Here is an 18,544-nt window from a genome sequence, read left to right as displayed (position 1 = left end):
CTTCGCCTTTTAAAAATAAATATGAATCTCCTAATTGGATATGTTTACCAAATAATTTCGGCTAAAACATCATTTTCTTTGACTTTTCCAAGCTGAATTGTTTTAAGAATTTTAGAGGTCTTTCCGGATTTGGTCGTATAAATTTCAACCATAACCGTTGCAGGACCATTTTCTGTTAATTCATTTTCTCCAAAATAGTTGGTTTTTATTTGGTATTTCCCTTTCACTGCATTTCGAATCAGATATTGTTCAGGACCATATCCTTGTGTAAAGTCTTTTGAAAAGCTTGCCCCAGATTCTGTTACTTTATGTCCATAATAACATTCTTCACCCGTGGGTTCAATAATATGCAGATCCAAATCAACATCCATCAAGTTCCAGTTCATGATAATTCTAATATCGACCGGCATTTTATCAAGATATTTTTTATCTAATTTTGCGGTTTTCAAATCAGTATGTTCGATAAGCATTCGGTTTAAATCCATCAAAATAATATCTTCAACCCCTTGATATTGTCCGCTCATTTCTCCATAATAATTCACTTCCAAAGCTTTTACCAATTGATCAAAAGCTTCCTGATATTTACCTGCATCTTCCAAAGCCAGTGCATAATCTCTTAAACTTTGAGGTTCATGAGCTCTCCATTTAGCAACTTGTTTTGCTGTAAATGACGCATCTTCAAAATCCTTCCATTGGCGCAAAGTATAGGTTAATGTTTTATAAAGCTGATGATTTTCTAATCCTAAATCTGCAATATTACTGATTACCTGCAGTGCTTTTTTTACATCTCCCTGATTATAGAAAAAGTGCGCCACGTCAAAATAAAAACTCGGGTTTCTCTCCTGAGATTTTCTCAATTCGAAATACAAATCATATTGTTTTTGTTTTGGTGCCGATGCCAAAGCTTTTAAATATAATCTGTCCGGGTTCCATGTTTTGGTTTCGTTTTGATTGGTTTCGTTTTGAATTGTATTACCATTTTTAGTAGTAACCATTATCACTCCATTTGACGCCCTGCTCCCATAAATAGCAGTTGTAGAAGCATCTTTTAAAACATTAATTGAAGCAATATCATCTTTATTTAGATCTTCTATTTTACCTTGATAAACTTCTCCATTTACAATTATTAAAGGCTGATTTGCAACTGTGGAATTCCCTCTTATTCTTATACTATTATTTGATGCCTCTTCTACTTCCACTCCGGCAACTTTACCCGCAAGTGTTTGTATTACATTATTTGAAAGTCCTGGTGCTATAGTTCTTTCCGGAACATAAGAAACTGATTGTACTGAACCTGTAAGGTCTGATTTTTTCATTGAGGCATAACCCGTCACAACTACTTCTTTTAATTCATTCGTTTGTTTATCACCGTCTCTGTAAACCTCTTCAGATTTCACAACCGTAGGTGCTACAAATAAAACCTGATCAACTTTTGGAGCAGGAGGAGGCGAAGCAACTGAATTATCTTGGACAATCTCAGAAACAGGTCCCGATCCAACTGGTTCATCAACAGTCAAAACAGCATCCGGATCACTCTTAATCGTTTCATAAACCACCCCTTTCTTTTTCTTAGACTTTGGCAAAACTTTTGGAACCACATATTTTATATCTTTTTCCCACCAAGAATTTAATCCTTCAAAATAGCTGTCTATATTTTCCCAGTTGTTTTTTTGTTTAGCGAGATTGGTATCATGTTCCTGCTTTTTGATTCTGTCAAACTCAGTTCGTAATTCGGCCGGAGGAATAATATCATACATAATATAATCCCGAATATCCTCTAACACAATCAGTGAAGTGTTTTTGGTTATAATGCCGTATTTCTTTCCTAAAGATTCAATTTCTTCTGCATTTTTAGCATATTGCAAATCAAGGCTGGCTATTTTTTTCTGAGCCCAAAGTTTTTCAATATTAACATCAGTCGTGCTTTGAACCGAAGCATCTAAGGTTATTTTTCTTTCCTGAACGGCTTCATTGTTATAACCAAACAAAAGCGTTATTTCATTTTTTGAATTCAATGAAATTCCAGAAAAACTAAAGCTTCCCGAAACCGAAACCCCTTCCATCGGAAACAAATCTGTAACCGTAAAATTCTCCTTTATTCCTAAAAACTTCAAATTGTTACTTACCAATTTATCTAAAGCATTTTCAACATTCGATTGATTTAGATTAATGAAATTTCCGCTTCTTTGCATCGAAGAATAATTCAAAAAAGCAAAATCTGCCGAAACTGAAGATGTAATTGTATATACTGTTCTCTTCGTTTTTGGCAAGACATTCTCACTCAAAGAAGATAATCCGTCGGAGAAAAATAAATATTCGTCCTGATTTTCAAAATTGATTTGTGAAAAACGGGTTCCTCCATCATATTTCGTGTTCTCCAAAACGGTTTTCAATTCAGACCAGTTTCCATTTGAAATCACAAATTCTTTTTGTTTTTCGAAAGTGTAATTTAGAAAATACAAAGTCACTTTTGTGTTTTTTATCTTTTGAAAATAAGCGTCTAATAAATTTAATTCCTTTTTCAAATCACGCGTCTGGCAGCTCAAAGAATTATCCCAAATCAGACCAATTGAAGCCGGTGCTTTTTTAGCTGTTCTATTACCTTCTATAAAAGTATTTCCGTAAAAATAATGCTGACCTCCAACATTCTGCATCACGATACTTGGAATATTCTGCTGAATTGGAATCTTGAAAAGCATTTTTTCAGAAGGCTGATAATTTTCTTTTTTTAGTGAAGTCTGAAATGATTGGTTCCAGTTCGAGAAAGCAATAGCATCACCAGAATTTTCAGCAATAGTTGGTGAAGCAGAAGCTCCCAAAACCGAAACATTGATCTCAAATTTATCCAGTTTTTTAGGATAACGACTCACCAGCTGATACGACAGATTGCTTTTATCAAATGCAGAAAGCTCTTCTTCGTAACCAATAATTACGATTCGTTCTCCGTTTGGCATTAAAGGATAAATTCGGGTTCTAAAATTATTTCCATCCACTTTTTCCAATAATCCCGGATCAACCCGACGATGTTCAATGGCTTCAAAAACCTGTTTCCCTTTATTTTTATTTACCGGAACCGCTTCGCGCATTTTACCGTTAATATCAATTGCATATCTTGAAACTGAGACATTTTCCGGCAACGGAAAAATAAGTTCTGCTTCCATCTGACGAGTTCCCGAATTAAAAAAATGCATTTCGGCAGTAGTGTAGGCAATATTTCCAATTACCTTAACATTAACAAGCAGCTGACTCATTTTGACCTTTTCAGCTTCCTCTCCTTTTACGTTCAGTTCAGGACTTTGAGCAAAAACTTTAACGGCTGAAAACAGTAAAACGCAAAACAGTAATTTCAGATTAACCTGAAAAATTTTAGACGGAGATAAACACATATTTGATTTCATGATACGAAAGTTAAGGTTGTATATTGATATAGAGAATGGAAATACTAAAAAGGTTGGAAATAACTTCAATTAATTTGAAAAAAAAATCTCCAAACCTTATATTAAAAGGGATGGAGATTCTATTTTAATTATCTAATCACTTCTGTGATATAAGAAAAATAAATAACAAGTTTTACAAAAAACTTAAACTAACTTATATCACTTATATGGTTTAGAAAAAATTATGCATTCAATACTTTTTCCTGATGACCAATACTTTCCTGATGGATTGCTTTGAACATTTTCAAAACAAACTCTTCAGTAAGACCTTTTTTCTCACCTTCCAGAATCATTTTTCCTAAGATTTCGTTCCAACGGCTGTTTTGAAGAATTGCAACGTTTGCATCTTTTTTCACCTGACCAATTTCGTCAGCTACTTTCATACGTTTTCCTAAAAGCTCTAATAAGTTAGCATCCAAAACGTCGATGTTAGCTCTTAATTTAGTCATTTTTGAACTGTACTCATCTGTAGTATCATCTGTTTTTCTGATAGTCAAATCTTTGATGATTTGTTTCAAAGCATCAGGAGTTACTTGCTGAGCAGCATCAGACCATGCATTGTCCGGGTCGAAGTGCGTTTCGATGATCATACCGTCGTAGTTCAAATCTAAAGCTTCCTGAGTAACTTCGAAAATCATTTTACGATCTCCTGTAATGTGAGATGGATCAATGATTAATGGTAAATCGGGGAATTTATTTTGCAATTCGATAGCAATCTGCCATTCCGGGATATTTCTGTATTTTGTTTTTTCGTAAGTAGAAAAACCTCTATGGATCACACCTAATTTCTCAATACCTGCCATGTGTAAACGCTCAACACCACCTAACCATAAAGCCAAATCTGGGTTTACCGGGTTTTTAACCAAAACGATTTTATCAGTTCCTTTCAAAGTATCAGCAATTTCCTGAACTGCGAAAGGGTTTGCAGTTGTACGGGCACCAACCCATAAAACGTCTATATCATGTTCTAAAGCCAGTTTACAATGCGCTGCAGTTGCAACTTCAGTTCCCATCAATAAACCAGTTTCAGCTTTTGCTTTTTGCAACCATTTCAAACCAATTTCTCCAACACCTTCAAATCCTCCCGGACGCGTTCTTGGTTTCCAGATTCCTGCTCTGAATACACTAACTTTTGAATCTTTCAATTCGTGAGCAATTTTCAAAACCTGATCTTCAGTTTCTGCACTACATGGTCCAGCTATCACAAGTGGGTGATTTAAATTGAAATCTTCTAACCACTTTCTCATTTCTTTCTTATTTTCCATCTTATTCTAATTTACTTTTTAATTGTTAATCCGTTTAATATCTCTTTTATTTTATTTGTGCTTTCCATTTCTTCAAAAATGGCATTGTAATTTTCTTCTTTCAGCAAATCCCTAAATCGACTGAGATTCGATATATATTCTTCTAATGTTTCAATAACATGTTCTTTGTTCTGCTTAAAAATTGGTGTCCACATCGCCGGTGAACTTTTTGCGAGACGAACGGTACTTTCAAATCCACTGCCCGCCATGTCAAAAATATCCTGTTCGTCTTTTTCTTTGTTCATTACTGTTTTTCCGAGCATAAACGAACTAATGTGCGACAAATGCGAAACATAAGCAATGTGTTTATCATGCGAAACGGGATCCATGTATCTAATTCTCATTCCGATCGAACTGAAAAGATTCAATGCTTTCTCCTGCAGTTTAAAAGCTGTCTTTTCTACTTCACATATAATGTTTGTCTTTCCTTGAAACAAACCTCTTATTGCCGCCGAAGGTCCCGAAAACTCTGTTCCTGCAATTGGGTGCGTAGCAATAAAATTTCTTCTCTTCGGATGGTTTGCTACTGCATCGCAAATTGGTTTTTTAGTCGATCCAACTTCAAAAACAATCGTTTTATCTCCAACGGCGTCCAAAACTTTAGGTAAAACGGTAAGCGCAACATCAACAGGAACCGAAACAATTACAAAATCTGCTTTTTGTAAATCTTCAAAACTTCCAGCTTCGTCAATAACTCCAAGATCAATTGCTTCCTGCAAATGTTGCTCGTTACTATCGATTCCTAAAATAGTAGCATCAGGATAACGCCCTTTGATGTCTAACACCATTGAACCGCCTATTAATCCTATTCCTATTACATATACTTTCATAATTCTTTTTATTTGAAGCTGTTTCCTGCTATCCGCTGTATCTTTTATGGTGAACCCCACCATAAAAGGATGCCGCTTCTATCAGGGCTAGGGCTTCATGTTTTCATAAGAGCTTTAAACTTCCTGAAAGGTTTTGAAAACCTTGCAGGAAATCTTAGTACTTAATTCTAAAGTCTCAATACTAAAACCTATCTATCGCTTCCTGTACTTTTTCTTCTTTTACACACAATGAGAACCTGATATACCCTTCGCCGTTGCTTCCAAAAATAGTTCCCGGTGTAATAAAAATATGTTTCTCGTATAATATTTCGTCAATGAACTTCTCTGCTGATTCGATTCCTTCCGGCAATTTTGCCCAGACAAAAAGTCCAACCCCTTCTTTATACACTTTACAGTTTAATTTTTCTGCTAGCTTTTCGGTTAATTCTCTACGGCGTCTGTAAATTTTGTTTTGATCTTCGAACCAGGATTTATCACATTTTAAAGCTGCAATTGCTCCTTTCTGAATTCCGTAGAACATACCGCTGTCCATGTTGCTTTTTACTTTTAACACTGCATCGATAATTTCAGGATTTCCTAAAACCATCCCGACTCTCCAGCCGGCCATATTGAATGTTTTACTCAGTGAATTCAATTCTAAAGCCACATCCTTCGCACCTTCCACCTGTAATAAACTCATCGGATTGTCGTTCAAAACAAAACTATACGGATTGTCGTTGATCAGTAATATGTTGTGTTTTTTAGCAAAAGCAACCAGTTTTTCAAATAACGCTAAATTTCCTCTTGCTCCTGTCGGCATGTGCGGATAACCCAACCACATGATTTTTACTTTCGAAAGATCCAGTTTCTCCAAAGCTTCAAAATCCGGCTCCCATGCATTAGCTTCTTTCAAATCATAATAAACCGGAACTGCTTCTACCAAATTGGTTACCGAAGTGTAAGTCGGATAACCCGGATTCGGAATCAAAACATGATCGCCCGGGTTTAAAAATGCAAGCGAAATATGCATAATTCCTTCTTTTGACCCCATCAATGGTAAAATCTCGTTATTTGGATTCACTGCAACACCAAATTGATCCCGATAAAAATCTGCCATCGCCTGCCTCATTTCCGGTAATCCCTGATAGCTTTGATAACCATGTCCGTTTTCATCCTGAATTGCCGCGGCTACCGCTTCAATTACTGCTTTCGACGGACTCAAATCAGGGCTTCCGATTCCCATATTGATGATTGATTTTCCTTCAGACATGAGTTGACGAACTTCTCTCAATTTTGATGAAAAGTAGTATTCTTCAACTGTATCTAATCTTTTTGCTGTTGTAATCATTGTTTTCTGCTTTAGGCTTTAAGCTGTAAGCTTTAGGCTCTTTTTATTTTTGACTTTATGACTTTCGACTTTCCAACTTTAAGACTGACTTAAAGGCTTTGTATTTTTATATTCTCCCAACACCTTAAAATATTCCGCCATAATATTGAGTAACGATTTGGCTTTCGAGTAATCTTCATAATTTTCAAATGTCACATCTACGAAAAACGAATATTTCCATGGTGTTTCAATTTTTGGAAGTGACTGAATTTTTGTCAAATTCAGTTTGCAGTCACTCATTACATTTAGAACTGCTGCCAGACTGCCTCTTTTATGATCGAGTTCAAATTTGATAGACGCTCTGTTGATCTCGTTTTCAGGCAAAAATGAATTTTGCTTTTTGATGATTACGAAACGCGTCATATTATTTTTAATCGTCTGAATCTCCGGTGCTATAATTTCAAGATTATACATTTCCGATGCTACTTTACTTCCTATTGCAGCAATTCCTGTTAACTGTTTTTCCTGAATTCTTCTTGCTGTTTCGGCTGTATCTTTATCCTCTACCAATTTGATGTTTGGATATTGTTTTAAGAAATCCATACATTGCAATAATGCCATCGGGTGTGAATGAACTTCTTTAATATCTTCAATTTTCTGACCTTTCAAAGCCATTAAATTTTGGTGAATACTTAAATAATGTTCTCCTATAATGTGCAAATTATTCTTGTCAATCAAAGCATAATTCGGAATAATTGGTCCTGCAATCGAATTTTCAATTGCCATAACTGCCTGATCTGATTTCCCTGCAAGAAGGCTGTCAACCAATTCCTCAAAAGACAGACATTCATCAATATCTACGTTTTCAGAAAAATATTCCTTAACAACCTGATGATGAAAAGAACCTTTGATACCTTGTATTGCAATTTTAGCTGTCATATAGTCAAAAAAAAATCCTGATTTTCATCAGGATTGTATATTAGTTTTATTTGTCTTTTAATTTGTTTCAAATAACCATAGCACAATCCTAACTTCTACTAAAGAAGAAATAAAAATTGTTGCTAAAATAAAAACGGTTAGTTGCCATTTTGTTTGTGTTATTTTTTAAATTCTGTGCGAATGTATAAATTATTTTAACTGCACCAAAAAAAAAAATGCATTTTATGAAACAAAAAAGGATTTCTTAACAAAATTAGCTTGTTTTGTATGATATTTTAATAAATGAGGCTTAAAATGAGATTTATATAATTGGTTTTGAGGAAGATTCTAAAGTGTTTAAATTATATTGAATAAGTTTCATTTTAAAATCCTAATCCTGAAAAACTAAAACAAACCTGAAACAGGACTATTCTTAATCCCAATTTTTGAATAATCAAAATCCATTTTTTGCTGTAATAATGAGGCATACACCGACCTAAAATCAATTTGGTGTTTTAAATCGCCGTTATCCAAATCGGCTAAATTTGGATTATTGCCCAGAATTGTTCCTTTGTTATTTCCTCCAATCACAAACATTGGCGCCGCAGTTCCGTGATCGGTTCCGCTTCCGTTGTCTTTTACGCGTCTTCCAAATTCAGAAAACACCACGATTGTAACGTTTTGAAGCAATTTTGCCTGCTTCAGATCCGTATAAAAACTAAATAAAGCATCATTCAGTTCTGTCAATTTTCTTTCATGAAGAGAAAGCTGATTGTCATGCGTGTCAAATCCGCCAAGGGAAGTATAATACACTTTCGAATTCAGGTTTCCTTTTACAAGCCTTGCAATCCATTCCAGATTTTTGGACAATCCTGTTTTAGGATAACTGATTTCTGTTTTCGATTGTTTCAGGGCATTTTGAATATCATCTGAACCTTCTACAACCGAATTGGCGATTTTACGAACAAAATCCAATTGTGGATTATCGGATAGTTTTTCATTTTCCTTATTTGATTTCACCTTAAAACGATCGGGATCTTTAACAGTAATTGCATTCGGCTCCAAACCTTTCAAGGCCAGATTGTAAATCGAATCGAGATTGATTCCGGCAGTTGGCTGATGATCGTGACATTGCAGATCCAAGTAACGTCCTAACCAACCTTCGTTGATGTATTTATTGGAATCTGCTGCAGTCTGCCAAATTTCCTGACTGCGGAAATGCGAACGAACCGGTTCCGGATAACCGACATTCTGAATTACGGTTAAATCTCCGTTTTGCTGCATCTGAGCAAAATCTTTTAATGCCGGATGAAATGCCATTCCTTTATTTTTGCCCACCACTATATCTTTATTCAGGGCAATTTTAGTTCTGTATTCGTAATACAACGGATCATCGTAAGGAATAAAAGTATTCAGTCCGTCGTTTCCTCCGTTGAGCTGAACAAAAACCAGGCACTGTTCACCGATTACCAAACTACTTTGTTCGCCAAATGCATGCAAAAAACTTGGAAGCACAAGCATTCCGCCGGTAAATGTCCCTGTTAAGGTTAGAAAATTTCTTCTGTTCATGATGATAGCATTTTAAATTAACTGGTATTCGGGTAATTTGGTGATATAATTAAACAAACGCACTACTGCAAAATTGGCATTGGGCTCTTTAGGATCAAAATCATATTTAAGCAGATTTTCCATATCTTTTTGCATGGATTCGTTTACATTAAACAACAATCTGTTTGACAATTCGGCTATGATGGTTTTATTATTTCCGTTGGCGTCAAATTCAACTTTTATCTCTCTTTTCTCCAATTCTAATTTAGGCTTCGGATTTTCACTAGTCATCGAATTGAGTATTTTTTTTGAAAGCTTCCGTCCGCTGCAAAGCAGGTCCGAAGTATTATTTCGCTGCAGATAAACCTGCGAAGTCAGCCATGAATTTCCTCCATCCCAGCCTTTCACATTGACCTGATTGTACAAATCCATTCCCTGCTGTTTTAGAAAAGCAACAATCATCGCTTCATCGTAATCTTTTAACTGCAATTCATCAATAAGCTGAAAAATATAAACCAGAGGGTCTTTGATTTTATTGCCCGAAACATCTTTGGCATATTCTTCAGTAAAGATTTTAGTAAGCAACGGTTTCATTTCAAAATTTACTTTCCTGAAATAGTCACCATAATATTTCACCGATTCTTCTGAGGGATTATCATAAAGAAACCATTTCAGAATTTTTCGTGTAATCAAATACGGAATGCTTTTTTGTTCGAAAATAATATCAACCAGATCATCGGCTTTCCAGTTTCCCGTTCTTCCAAAATAGGTTTTATTGCTGTTATCTTCTAAGTTTTTTCTATAAACCCCACCTTCATCGCCATAATTTAATCCTGCCAGGGCTCTTGCACCGTTTTTAATATCTTCTTCGGTATAATTCCCGATTCCGATGGTGAATAGTTCCAGTAATTCGCGGCTTAGATTTTCATTGATTTTGCCTTTTTTGTTATCGACATTATCCAGGTATTTGATCATGGCATTCGATTTTACGATCTTTTTGGTCATTTCCTTGAAATTTCCAAAAGCATTCTCTCGCAAAATCATGTTGTGCTGGTAAATCCAGTAATTAACTTTTACTTTTTGGGATGTGGATACGAAATGATTGTGCCAGAAACAAACCATTTTTTCGCGTAACGGAAATTCATCGGTTTGCATTTTTGCAACCCACCATTTTTTTAATTCATTAGTAGTCTGGGGCTCTTTTTTCTGAATTTTGTTTTTCTCTTCGGGATCGAGCTTTTTTATGGATTGCCGTAATTCTTTATATTCAGCAATTGTTTTGGGACTGTCTTGTAAAAAAGCAGGAAATTGAGTATCAAATTTTGAATCATAAGATTTCTTTAGAAATTTTTCTAATCCGAATTTTTCAATTTTAGCAGCTTCTTTTCCTGAGAAGCCCAATCGTAACGACCAAAGATTGCTTTTTTTCATAAATTAAGAATTATTTAAGAATAAGACTTTGGATTTTTGGAAAGGTTTAATTGGAGATTATAACGTTTAATTGATTTGTATATTTTCTAAGTACTTATGCCAAAAAAAAATAGCTATATAAATAGCTATTTTTTAATACATTCTATCAAACTAATAATTATTCTTGATTATCACTTTTTTTCTGTCTTTTATTAAACTCTAGAAGGTTTTTTTTACTTGCTTGTAAAATATCTTTTTTAGACTCTGATTCGATTTCATCTGGAGTAAAATTTTCAGCATTAATATATGTCATAGGATTTGATTTCTTAATGGATTTTACCATATCAACTTTTGCAAATTGTTCTTGTTGTTCCAAAGCCATTTTTCTTAAAAATTCAAATCTTTGTTTCTTAGGCGTTCCTAATTTTATTAATTGAGAACTAAGAGATTCTAAATTCGACATAACTAACAAATCATTGATACTTGAAAAATCTCTCATATTCTTACCATCCTTTGCATGTTCAGTATTAGCTTCTTTCCATTCTTTCGCAGTATATCCGTATAGTGCTAAATTCAACAAATCAGCTTCATTAGCATATTCAATACCCTGCTTTTCAAATGGCAAAATGCTATGTGGAATAATATGTTTTTGAACTGCATCTGTATGAAGAACATAATTTACTTTTGTCATAAGTCGCCTAACATCCCATTCTAAATTATATTGATTACTTTCAACTTCTTTTAATCTTTGATATTCTTTGTAAAGATAAATTTTAAAAACAGAGCTAATTGCTGATCCAAACTCCATAGCAATATCTCGATGAGCATAAGTTCCTCCATTTTTACCAGCTTTTGAAAATATACCGATTGCATTTGTACTTTCAACCCAGCCATTTACACTTAAAGTAAAAGAAGGCACACCTGCACTTCTTCTAAAGTGGTCATATTCGACCACTTTAAAATTTGGATTATAAAGTGTTTCCCAAGTTCCCATATATTCTATGGTAGAAACACTTCTAAGCCAGTTTTTAATAACATCTGCAGCCCTTGCATCTCCTTCTTTCGCGCTTACCATATCTGTAAGACATATATAATCTTCATTATCTTTTGTATAAACAGAAACCGGAATATTATCAACTATAATTTTTTGCACTTTACTCATTCTCTCAACATTTATTTAAACAAATTAATTAAGTTTTATTTAATCAACACTAATCTTTACAACCTCTTCATTTCTTAAAAAAACAACTTTATATGTTTTAAAAAAAGCAGCTATCATTACAATAACTGCTTTCTATTAACTTCAGAATAAATCTTTACTCCTTATTCTATCTTCTTTTCTCTAAAAAAATTAAGACCCACACATCTCACAATCTTCAGGACCTGCTGCTTGTGCTTTTAGCAACATTGCTTTGTACTCTTCGATATTGATTTCCTCAGTTTCTGCAACTAAAGCTGGTGTTTCTTCTTTTTTATCATTGTTTAATGTGAATTTAATCGCATCAACTGCTGATTTTGTTCTCAGGTAATACATACCTGTTTTTAAACCTGACTGCCATGCATAGAAATGCATTGACGTTAGTTTAGAATAGTTGGCATCCTGCATGAACAAGTTCAATGATTGTGATTGGTCAATGAAATAACCTCTTTGGCGTGACATATCGATTATGTCTTTCATCGACATTTCCCAAACGGTTTTGTATAGTTCTTTTAAGTCTTGCGGAATCACATCAATATTCTGAACTGATCCGTTATGACGCATGATTTCCTGTTTCAACGTCTCATTCCATAAACCTCTTTCTACCAAGTCATGCAATAAATGTTTGTTTACTACGATGAATTCTCCAGACAATACACGACGTGTGTAAATGTTTGATGTATAGGGTTCGAAAGCTTCGTTGTTTCCTAAAATCTGAGAAGTCGAAGCTGTTGGCATTGGCGCAACTAATAATGAGTTACGAACTCCGTGCTCTACAACCTCTTTTCTTAAGGATGCCCAGTCCCAACGGCCTGACAATTCTTCATCTTTCATTCCCCACATATTGTATTGGAATTCTCCTTTAGACATTGGAGAACCTTCAAATGTAGAATAGGGTCCTTCTTCTTTCGCCATTTCCATAGAAGCGGTTACAGCTGCGAAGTATAATGTTTCGAAAATTTCCTGGTTTAATTTTTTTGCTTCATCACTTGTAAACGGCATACGCAACATGATGAAAGCATCAGCCAAACCTTGTACTCCCAATCCAACCGGACGGTGACGTAAGTTAGAGTTTTCTGCTTCTTTTACAGGATAGTAATTTCTGTCGATTACTTTGTTCAGGTTACGGGTTACACGTTTTGTAACATTGTAAAGCGCTTCGTGATCGAATTTTCCGTTTTCAATAAACATTGGTAACGAAATAGAAGCCAGGTTACAAACTGCAATTTCATCTTTAGATGTGTACTCCATAATCTCCGTACACAAGTTTGAAGAACGAATTGTTCCTAAATTCTTGTGGTTTGATTTACGGTTGGCGGCATCTTTGTACAACATGTAAGGCGTTCCAGTTTCGATTTGTGATTCCAAAATTTTCTCCCATAATTCACGAGCACGAATCGTTTTTCTACCTTTTCCTCTAAATTCATAATCAAGGTACATTGCTTCGAATTCATCTCCGTAAACATCATATAAACCAGGACATTCGTTAGGGCACATTAAAGTCCATGATGCATCTTCCTGCACACGTTTCATGAATAAATCAGATGTCCACATTGCAAAGAATAAATCTCTTGCACGCATTTCTTCTTTTCCTGTGTTTTTCTTTAAATCTAAGAAATCAAAGATATCCGCATGCCAGGTTTCGATGTAAATCGCAAAGCTTCCTTTACGTTTTCCACCACCCTGATCTACATAACGTGCTGTATCATTGAATACTCGCAACATCGGAACAATTCCGTTTGAAGTTCCGTTTGTACCGCGAATGTAAGATCCTGTTGCACGAACGTTATGAATAGAAAGACCAATTCCTCCTGCTGATTGCGAGATTTTTGCTGTTTGTTTTAAAGTATCGTAAATACCATCAATACTGTCATCCTGCATAGCCAAAAGGAAACAAGAAGACATTTGTGGTTTTGGAGTTCCAGCATTGAACAACGTTGGCGTTGCATGCGTGAAATATTTTTTAGACATTAAATCGTAAGTCTCAATTACCGATTTTAAATCATCTAAGTGAATCCCTACCGAAACACGCATCAACATATGCTGTGGACGCTCAACGATTTTTCCATTGATTTTCAACAAATACGAACGCTCTAAGGTTTTAAAACCAAAATAATCGTAATTGAAATCTCTGGTATAAATGATATGAGAATCTAAGAAAGCTGCATTTTCCTGAATCACTTTATATACGTCATCAGCAATTAATGGTGCATCCTGACCGTTTCTTGGATTTACGTAGTGATACATATCTTTCATCGTTTCTGAGAACGATTTTTTAGTATTTGAATGCAGGTTTGAGATTGCCACACGAGCTGCCAATTGCGCATAATCAGGATGTGCAATAGTCATAGAAGCCGCTGTTTCTGCCGCAAGATTATCAAGTTCAGATGTAGAAACTCCGTCATACAATCCTTCGATAACTCTCATGGCTACCTTAACAGGATCTACAAGCTCATTAAGCCCGTAACACAATTTTTTGATTCTTTCTGTAATCTTATCAAACATTACCGGCTCTTTGTGGCCATCTCTTTTTACTACATACATAAGCTTACTTTTTTAGTGTTATTGAAAAAATTAAAGTCACTGGAAAACGAATTCCAGCACTTAAACATTGTGTGATTTTTAATTATTTTTTGAGAATTACAGCATTCTCAATAGCTACCCTATTCCAACCTGAAATCAGACCGAAAAAGCGTTGAAAATTATTGAATCTTCGATTTGGGAAAAGAGATTCTAAAAATGTTTTGTTATAAAATTTTAATCTTAATCAGTGTTTATTTTGGGGTTAAACACTAAAATATTTTTGTTGTCTAAAAATCTGCATCGAATGAAATTTTCTGAGCATCACTATCTGTGTTCATCACACCTGATTTTTGATACTCTGCAACACGTTTTTCAAAGAAATTGGTTTTTCCCTGAAGAGAAATCATGTCCATGAAATCAAACGGATTAGCTGATCCATAAACACGTTCACAACCTAATTCTACTAATAATCTGTCTGCAACAAATTCTAAATATTGTGTCATTAAAGTCGCATTCATTCCAATCAAACTAACCGGAAGAGATTCTGTAACAAATTCTCTTTCGATATTTAAAGCATCAACAATGATTTCTTTAATTCTTTCTTTTGGAACTTTGTTAATCAAATGGTGATTATGCAGGTGAACGGCAAAATCACAATGTACACCTTCGTCGCGGGAAATCAATTCATTAGAAAAAGTCAAACCTGGCATTAAACCACGTTTTTTTAACCAATAAATAGAACAAAAAGCTCCTGAGAAGAAAATTCCTTCAACCGCAGCAAAAGCAATCAGCCTTTCAGCAAATGAATCAGACTCGATCCATTTTAAAGCCCATTCTGCTTTTTTACCAATTGCAGGGAATACTTCCAAAGCATTAAACAATTCAGCTTTTTCTGCTTCGTCTTTGACATAAGTATCAATTAATAAAGAATAAGTCTCACTGTGAATATTCTCCATCATAATTTGGAAACCGTAGAAAAATTTAGCTTCGGCATATTGTACCTCATTTACAAAGTTCTCAGCCAGGTTTTCATTTACGATTCCGTCAGAAGCAGCAAAAAATGCCAAAATATGTTTAATGAAATATCTTTCGTCGTCACTTAATTTATTGTTCCAATCTGTCAAGTCCTGATGCAAATCAATTTCTTCGGCAGTCCAAAAACTAGCTTCCATTTTTTTATACCATTCCCAAATATCATGATGTTTAATTGGAAAAATAACGAAACGATTCTTGTTTTCTTGTAGTATTGGTTCAACTTGTGACATTGTTGTTTTTTGTTTAATTTTTATAATGAATTTCCCCTTATTCAAAACGATTACAAAGATTGTCATTTGTCGTCAAAAATCAAACTCAAACTTATTCACAATCTGACATAGTTTTTAACAACTACGATAAATGACATGATTTTCATACAATTATTTAATTATTTGAAAATAAGACACTTAGGCTCCGTCATTTCCTCTTAACCCCCCGTAAAATATAGAATTTTTAGAATAAAAAGCAAGTATTTTAAATTCTTTTAAAAAGTTTTTTTTGAGTGAAATTTTTATTTTTTTGAGTCAAAATAGGTGTGAAAAATACACGTTATGCATTCGATATTTTTTAAAAAATTTCTTTACCTTTTTCAGCTATTTCTTAGCTCTTTTTTAGCTCTTCAGCAACTTTCTCAAGTTCTAAATACCAGTCTTCTCCAAAACGGCGAATTAGTGCCTCTTTGACAAATTTATAAACCGGAACTTCTAATTCCTTTCCTAAAGAACAGGCATCGTCACAAATGTCCCATTTGTCATAATTAACAGCAGCGAACTCCGTAAAATCTTTCACACGGATTGGATACAAATGACAGGAAACAGGTTTTTTCCAGTCAACGATTCCCTGATTGTAGGCTTGTTCGATTCCACAAAGAGCGGTTTTACCATCAAAAATTACATAAGCACAATCTTTTTCATCAATTAATGGCGTTTCAAGATCACCATCGGTTCCTTTTACCCAGGTTCCCTGTGCTTCGATTGCAGCAATTCCTTCTTTACGCAAAAAAGGTTTTACTTTCGGATAAATTTCTTCCAGTATTTTTGTCTCTGCTTCACTTAAAGGAGCACCTGCATCCCCGTCAACACAGCAAGCTCCTTTACAAGCTGATAAGTTGCACACAAATTCTTTTTCAAGAATATCTTCTGAAATAATGGTTTTTCCTAATTGAAACATGATGATAAAATACTGAATTTATAAAGTGCAAAGATAGTCAAAGAAAAGACATAAAAAATCCAGCATGGAGATTCGCAAAGGTTTATACTACTTTCACTGAAGTTTTATTATTATTTATGATGTTTAAAATAACACTTCGTGAATCTTTGCACAAAATCTTTGCGAAACTATGTTACAAAAATCATCATTGTTGCAAATATTTCATTTTTAACAACGAAAACATGTTTTTGTAACAAAAATACATAGTGTCAAAAAATCACCTAACTTTATTAACTACTTTTGCAAAGTTTTTAACCCCTAAAAATCAAAACGATATGTTAGAAATCAGTTTAAAAGAAATCATCACAATAAGCATGGTGCTTTTTGCTGTTATTGATATTGTGGGTTCCATTCCGATTATTGTGAATTTACGAGCTAAAGTAGGCCATATCGAATCTGAAAAAGCTTCACTTGTTGCAGGTACTATAATGATTGTTTTTCTTTTTGTTGGAGAAGGGCTATTGAATCTAATAGGAATTGATGTACATTCGTTTGCAGTAGCAGGTTCGTTTGTATTATTCTTTCTGGCACTGGAAATGATTTTAGGTATTAGAATTTACCGTGATGAAGAACCTGGATCAGCATCAATCGTTCCATTAGCTTTTCCGTTAATTGCCGGAGCAGGAACCATGACTACTTTACTTTCGTTACGATCTCAATTTCATACCATTAATATTATTATTGCGATTTTATTGAATATTATCCTGGTTTATATTGTTTTAAAATCATCAAAAAAAATTGAAACTTTACTGGGCGAAAACGGACTTGGTGTAGTCCGCAAGACATTTGGAGTAATTCTCTTAGCAATAGCTGTTAAATTATTCGCTGCTAATGTTAAAGGTTTGTTTGTCTAAAGGATATTTTCATAAATTTGCATCATAAAATTCTAAAATACAGCCCAAAGGCTTTCTATCCAAAAGGGACTTCTTTATTATTTTAGACAAACAAACAGCCTTATGAAAATCTTTACTTCCATCTTAGTGCTTTTGGCATTAGCTTTAATTGTGTTTAACATTACGCAGCTTGATTTCCAAAATCCTTTTCAGGGAGACAGCGCAGTAGCTTTAATTGGAATTGCCGCTTCATTCTGTGCCGTTTTAATTCTTTTAATTTTTAGAATTTCGAAAAGTATCGAAGAAAAAACAAACGGCAGATAATATGTTTGATGTTTTAATTATTGGCGGAGGGGTTTCTGGCATGTCCTGTGCTCTCGTATTAGGTTCTGCTAAAAACAAAGCTTTTGTTACCGATAAAAAAATCGGAATTTTTACACATCAAAAAAATTCTTCGTTACAAGAAGCTATTTTTTACAACGCTTACGGCATAAAACCAGGCAAATTAGGTTCCGAATTATTATCTGAAAGCACAGAAGATTTAACTCAGACATATCCACACATTTCTCAGATTCCAAATGAGAAAGTAATTAAAATTGAGGGGATGTATCCTGAATTTACGGTAACTACAAATAAAAACTGTTACCAGACAAAAACCATTGTAATAGGAATAGGCTCTGCGAATACTTTTGACATCGAAGGTTTGATGCAATATGTTGAACCACACAAAAAAGCCTTACCCGAAAAACAACGTATCCAGCTTAAAAATGACGATCATAAAGTAGCCGATGGCATTTATGTTATTGGAACTTTGGCAGGCTGGAGAAGTCAGCTGGCTATTGCTGCCGGAAGCGGTGCTGCTGTTGCCACTGATATTCTTACTTTATGGAATAATGGCGCGCAGACTCATGCACATGACAGTATTCGATAAAATTTCAAAAATAAGTTTCTTTATAAAATTACAAACCTTTAACAAATTAAGTTTATTTAGCA

Annotated in this window: 14 protein-coding genes; 3 read left to right on the top strand and 11 right to left on the bottom strand. The window is 34.4% G+C overall.

Annotation, left to right across the window (positions count from 1 at the left end; translation table 11 throughout):
• Positions 1–44: 44 nt before the first annotated feature.
• The 11 genes from FLACHUCJ7_RS08810 to FLACHUCJ7_RS08760 form a co-directional block, all read right to left on the bottom strand.
• The gene (locus tag FLACHUCJ7_RS08810) at positions 45–3,398 is read right to left on the bottom strand and encodes a VIT domain-containing protein (RefSeq protein WP_180908632.1); all 3,354 of its coding nucleotides are present in this window, start codon (positions 3,396–3,398) and stop codon (positions 45–47) included.
• Between the two features lie 221 nt (positions 3,399–3,619).
• Positions 3,620–4,702: a bifunctional 3-deoxy-7-phosphoheptulonate synthase/chorismate mutase type II gene (locus FLACHUCJ7_RS08805; protein ID WP_078229223.1), complete on the bottom strand. Its 1,083-nt coding sequence runs from the start codon at positions 4,700–4,702 to the stop codon at positions 3,620–3,622.
• Between the two features lie 11 nt (positions 4,703–4,713).
• Complete coding sequence (locus FLACHUCJ7_RS08800; RefSeq protein ID WP_031455270.1) at positions 4,714–5,571, bottom strand: prephenate dehydrogenase; 858 nt, start codon at positions 5,569–5,571, stop codon at positions 4,714–4,716.
• A 181-nt stretch (positions 5,572–5,752) separates the two neighbouring features.
• Positions 5,753–6,898 (bottom strand): pyridoxal phosphate-dependent aminotransferase, encoded by a 1,146-nt coding sequence (locus FLACHUCJ7_RS08795; protein ID WP_180908631.1) that lies wholly within the window; start codon positions 6,896–6,898, stop codon positions 5,753–5,755.
• Between the two features lie 78 nt (positions 6,899–6,976).
• Complete coding sequence (locus FLACHUCJ7_RS08790) at positions 6,977–7,816, bottom strand: prephenate dehydratase (RefSeq protein ID WP_078229221.1); 840 nt, start codon at positions 7,814–7,816, stop codon at positions 6,977–6,979.
• A 384-nt stretch (positions 7,817–8,200) separates the two neighbouring features.
• A complete protein-coding gene (locus tag FLACHUCJ7_RS08785) occupies positions 8,201–9,364 on the bottom strand; it encodes a DUF1501 domain-containing protein (RefSeq protein ID WP_180908630.1) in 1,164 nt (387 codons plus the stop codon).
• Between the two features lie 12 nt (positions 9,365–9,376).
• Positions 9,377–10,774, bottom strand: coding sequence for a DUF1800 domain-containing protein (locus tag FLACHUCJ7_RS08780; RefSeq protein WP_180908629.1), 1,398 nt, complete (start codon positions 10,772–10,774; stop codon positions 9,377–9,379).
• 157 nt (positions 10,775–10,931) lie between these two features.
• Positions 10,932–11,915, bottom strand: coding sequence for a KilA-N domain-containing protein (locus FLACHUCJ7_RS08775; RefSeq protein WP_180908628.1), 984 nt, complete (start codon positions 11,913–11,915; stop codon positions 10,932–10,934).
• A gap of 189 nt (positions 11,916–12,104) precedes the next feature.
• Positions 12,105–14,495 (bottom strand): ribonucleoside-diphosphate reductase subunit alpha, encoded by a 2,391-nt coding sequence (locus FLACHUCJ7_RS08770; RefSeq protein ID WP_180908627.1) that lies wholly within the window; start codon positions 14,493–14,495, stop codon positions 12,105–12,107.
• A gap of 266 nt (positions 14,496–14,761) precedes the next feature.
• Positions 14,762–15,739, bottom strand: a complete 978-nt coding sequence (locus tag FLACHUCJ7_RS08765) for a ribonucleotide-diphosphate reductase subunit beta (protein ID WP_031455261.1) — start codon at positions 15,737–15,739, stop codon at positions 14,762–14,764.
• Between the two features lie 370 nt (positions 15,740–16,109).
• Positions 16,110–16,679, bottom strand: a complete 570-nt coding sequence (locus tag FLACHUCJ7_RS08760) for a DUF3109 family protein (protein ID WP_078229216.1) — start codon at positions 16,677–16,679, stop codon at positions 16,110–16,112.
• A 314-nt stretch (positions 16,680–16,993) separates the two neighbouring features.
• On the opposite strand from FLACHUCJ7_RS08760, the gene FLACHUCJ7_RS08755 reads away from it, so the two are divergent.
• The 3 genes from FLACHUCJ7_RS08755 to FLACHUCJ7_RS08745 all read left to right on the top strand — a co-directional run bounded on the left by FLACHUCJ7_RS08755 (position 16,994) and on the right by FLACHUCJ7_RS08745 (position 18,482).
• On the top strand, positions 16,994–17,572 hold the full coding sequence (locus FLACHUCJ7_RS08755; RefSeq protein ID WP_078229268.1) for a MarC family protein: 579 nt from the start codon (positions 16,994–16,996) through the stop codon (positions 17,570–17,572).
• Between the two features lie 102 nt (positions 17,573–17,674).
• Positions 17,675–17,875 carry a hypothetical protein gene (locus FLACHUCJ7_RS08750; RefSeq protein WP_031455258.1) on the top strand — a complete coding sequence of 67 codons (201 nt, stop codon included), beginning with the start codon at positions 17,675–17,677 and terminating at the stop codon, positions 17,873–17,875.
• A gap of 1 nt (position 17,876) precedes the next feature.
• Complete coding sequence (locus FLACHUCJ7_RS08745) at positions 17,877–18,482, top strand: FAD-dependent oxidoreductase (RefSeq protein ID WP_078229215.1); 606 nt, start codon at positions 17,877–17,879, stop codon at positions 18,480–18,482.
• The last annotated feature ends 62 nt before the right edge of the window (positions 18,483–18,544 follow it).

The sequence above is a fragment of the Flavobacterium salmonis genome (assembly GCF_903819435.1).
GTDB lineage: Bacteria > Bacteroidota > Bacteroidia > Flavobacteriales > Flavobacteriaceae > Flavobacterium > Flavobacterium chungangense.
Note: the sequence above shows the minus strand (reverse complement) of the source record. Positions and strands in the feature narration are given on the sequence as shown.

Excerpts from the sequence above, each read along its gene's own strand:
- FLACHUCJ7_RS08745 (WP_078229215.1), top strand. The coding sequence starts at position 17,877 with ATGTTTGATGTTTTAATTATTGGCGGAGGGGTTTCTGGCATGTCCTGT.
- FLACHUCJ7_RS08800 (WP_031455270.1), bottom strand. The coding sequence starts at position 5,571 with ATGAAAGTATATGTAATAGGAATAGGATTAATAGGCGGTTCAATGGTG.
- FLACHUCJ7_RS08770 (WP_180908627.1), bottom strand. The coding sequence starts at position 14,495 with ATGTATGTAGTAAAAAGAGATGGCCACAAAGAGCCGGTAATGTTTGAT.
- FLACHUCJ7_RS08795 (WP_180908631.1), bottom strand. The coding sequence starts at position 6,898 with ATGATTACAACAGCAAAAAGATTAGATACAGTTGAAGAATACTACTTT.
- FLACHUCJ7_RS08760 (WP_078229216.1), bottom strand. The coding sequence starts at position 16,679 with ATGTTTCAATTAGGAAAAACCATTATTTCAGAAGATATTCTTGAAAAA.
- FLACHUCJ7_RS08755 (WP_078229268.1), top strand. The coding sequence starts at position 16,994 with ATGTTAGAAATCAGTTTAAAAGAAATCATCACAATAAGCATGGTGCTT.
- FLACHUCJ7_RS08790 (WP_078229221.1), bottom strand. The coding sequence starts at position 7,816 with ATGACAGCTAAAATTGCAATACAAGGTATCAAAGGTTCTTTTCATCAT.
- FLACHUCJ7_RS08775 (WP_180908628.1), bottom strand. The coding sequence starts at position 11,915 with ATGAGTAAAGTGCAAAAAATTATAGTTGATAATATTCCGGTTTCTGTT.
- FLACHUCJ7_RS08765 (WP_031455261.1), bottom strand. The coding sequence starts at position 15,739 with ATGTCACAAGTTGAACCAATACTACAAGAAAACAAGAATCGTTTCGTT.
- FLACHUCJ7_RS08750 (WP_031455258.1), top strand. The coding sequence starts at position 17,675 with ATGAAAATCTTTACTTCCATCTTAGTGCTTTTGGCATTAGCTTTAATT.
- FLACHUCJ7_RS08785 (WP_180908630.1), bottom strand. The coding sequence starts at position 9,364 with ATGAACAGAAGAAATTTTCTAACCTTAACAGGGACATTTACCGGCGGA.
- FLACHUCJ7_RS08805 (WP_078229223.1), bottom strand. The coding sequence starts at position 4,702 with ATGGAAAATAAGAAAGAAATGAGAAAGTGGTTAGAAGATTTCAATTTA.
- FLACHUCJ7_RS08810 (WP_180908632.1), bottom strand. The coding sequence starts at position 3,398 with ATGAAATCAAATATGTGTTTATCTCCGTCTAAAATTTTTCAGGTTAAT.
- FLACHUCJ7_RS08780 (WP_180908629.1), bottom strand. The coding sequence starts at position 10,774 with ATGAAAAAAAGCAATCTTTGGTCGTTACGATTGGGCTTCTCAGGAAAA.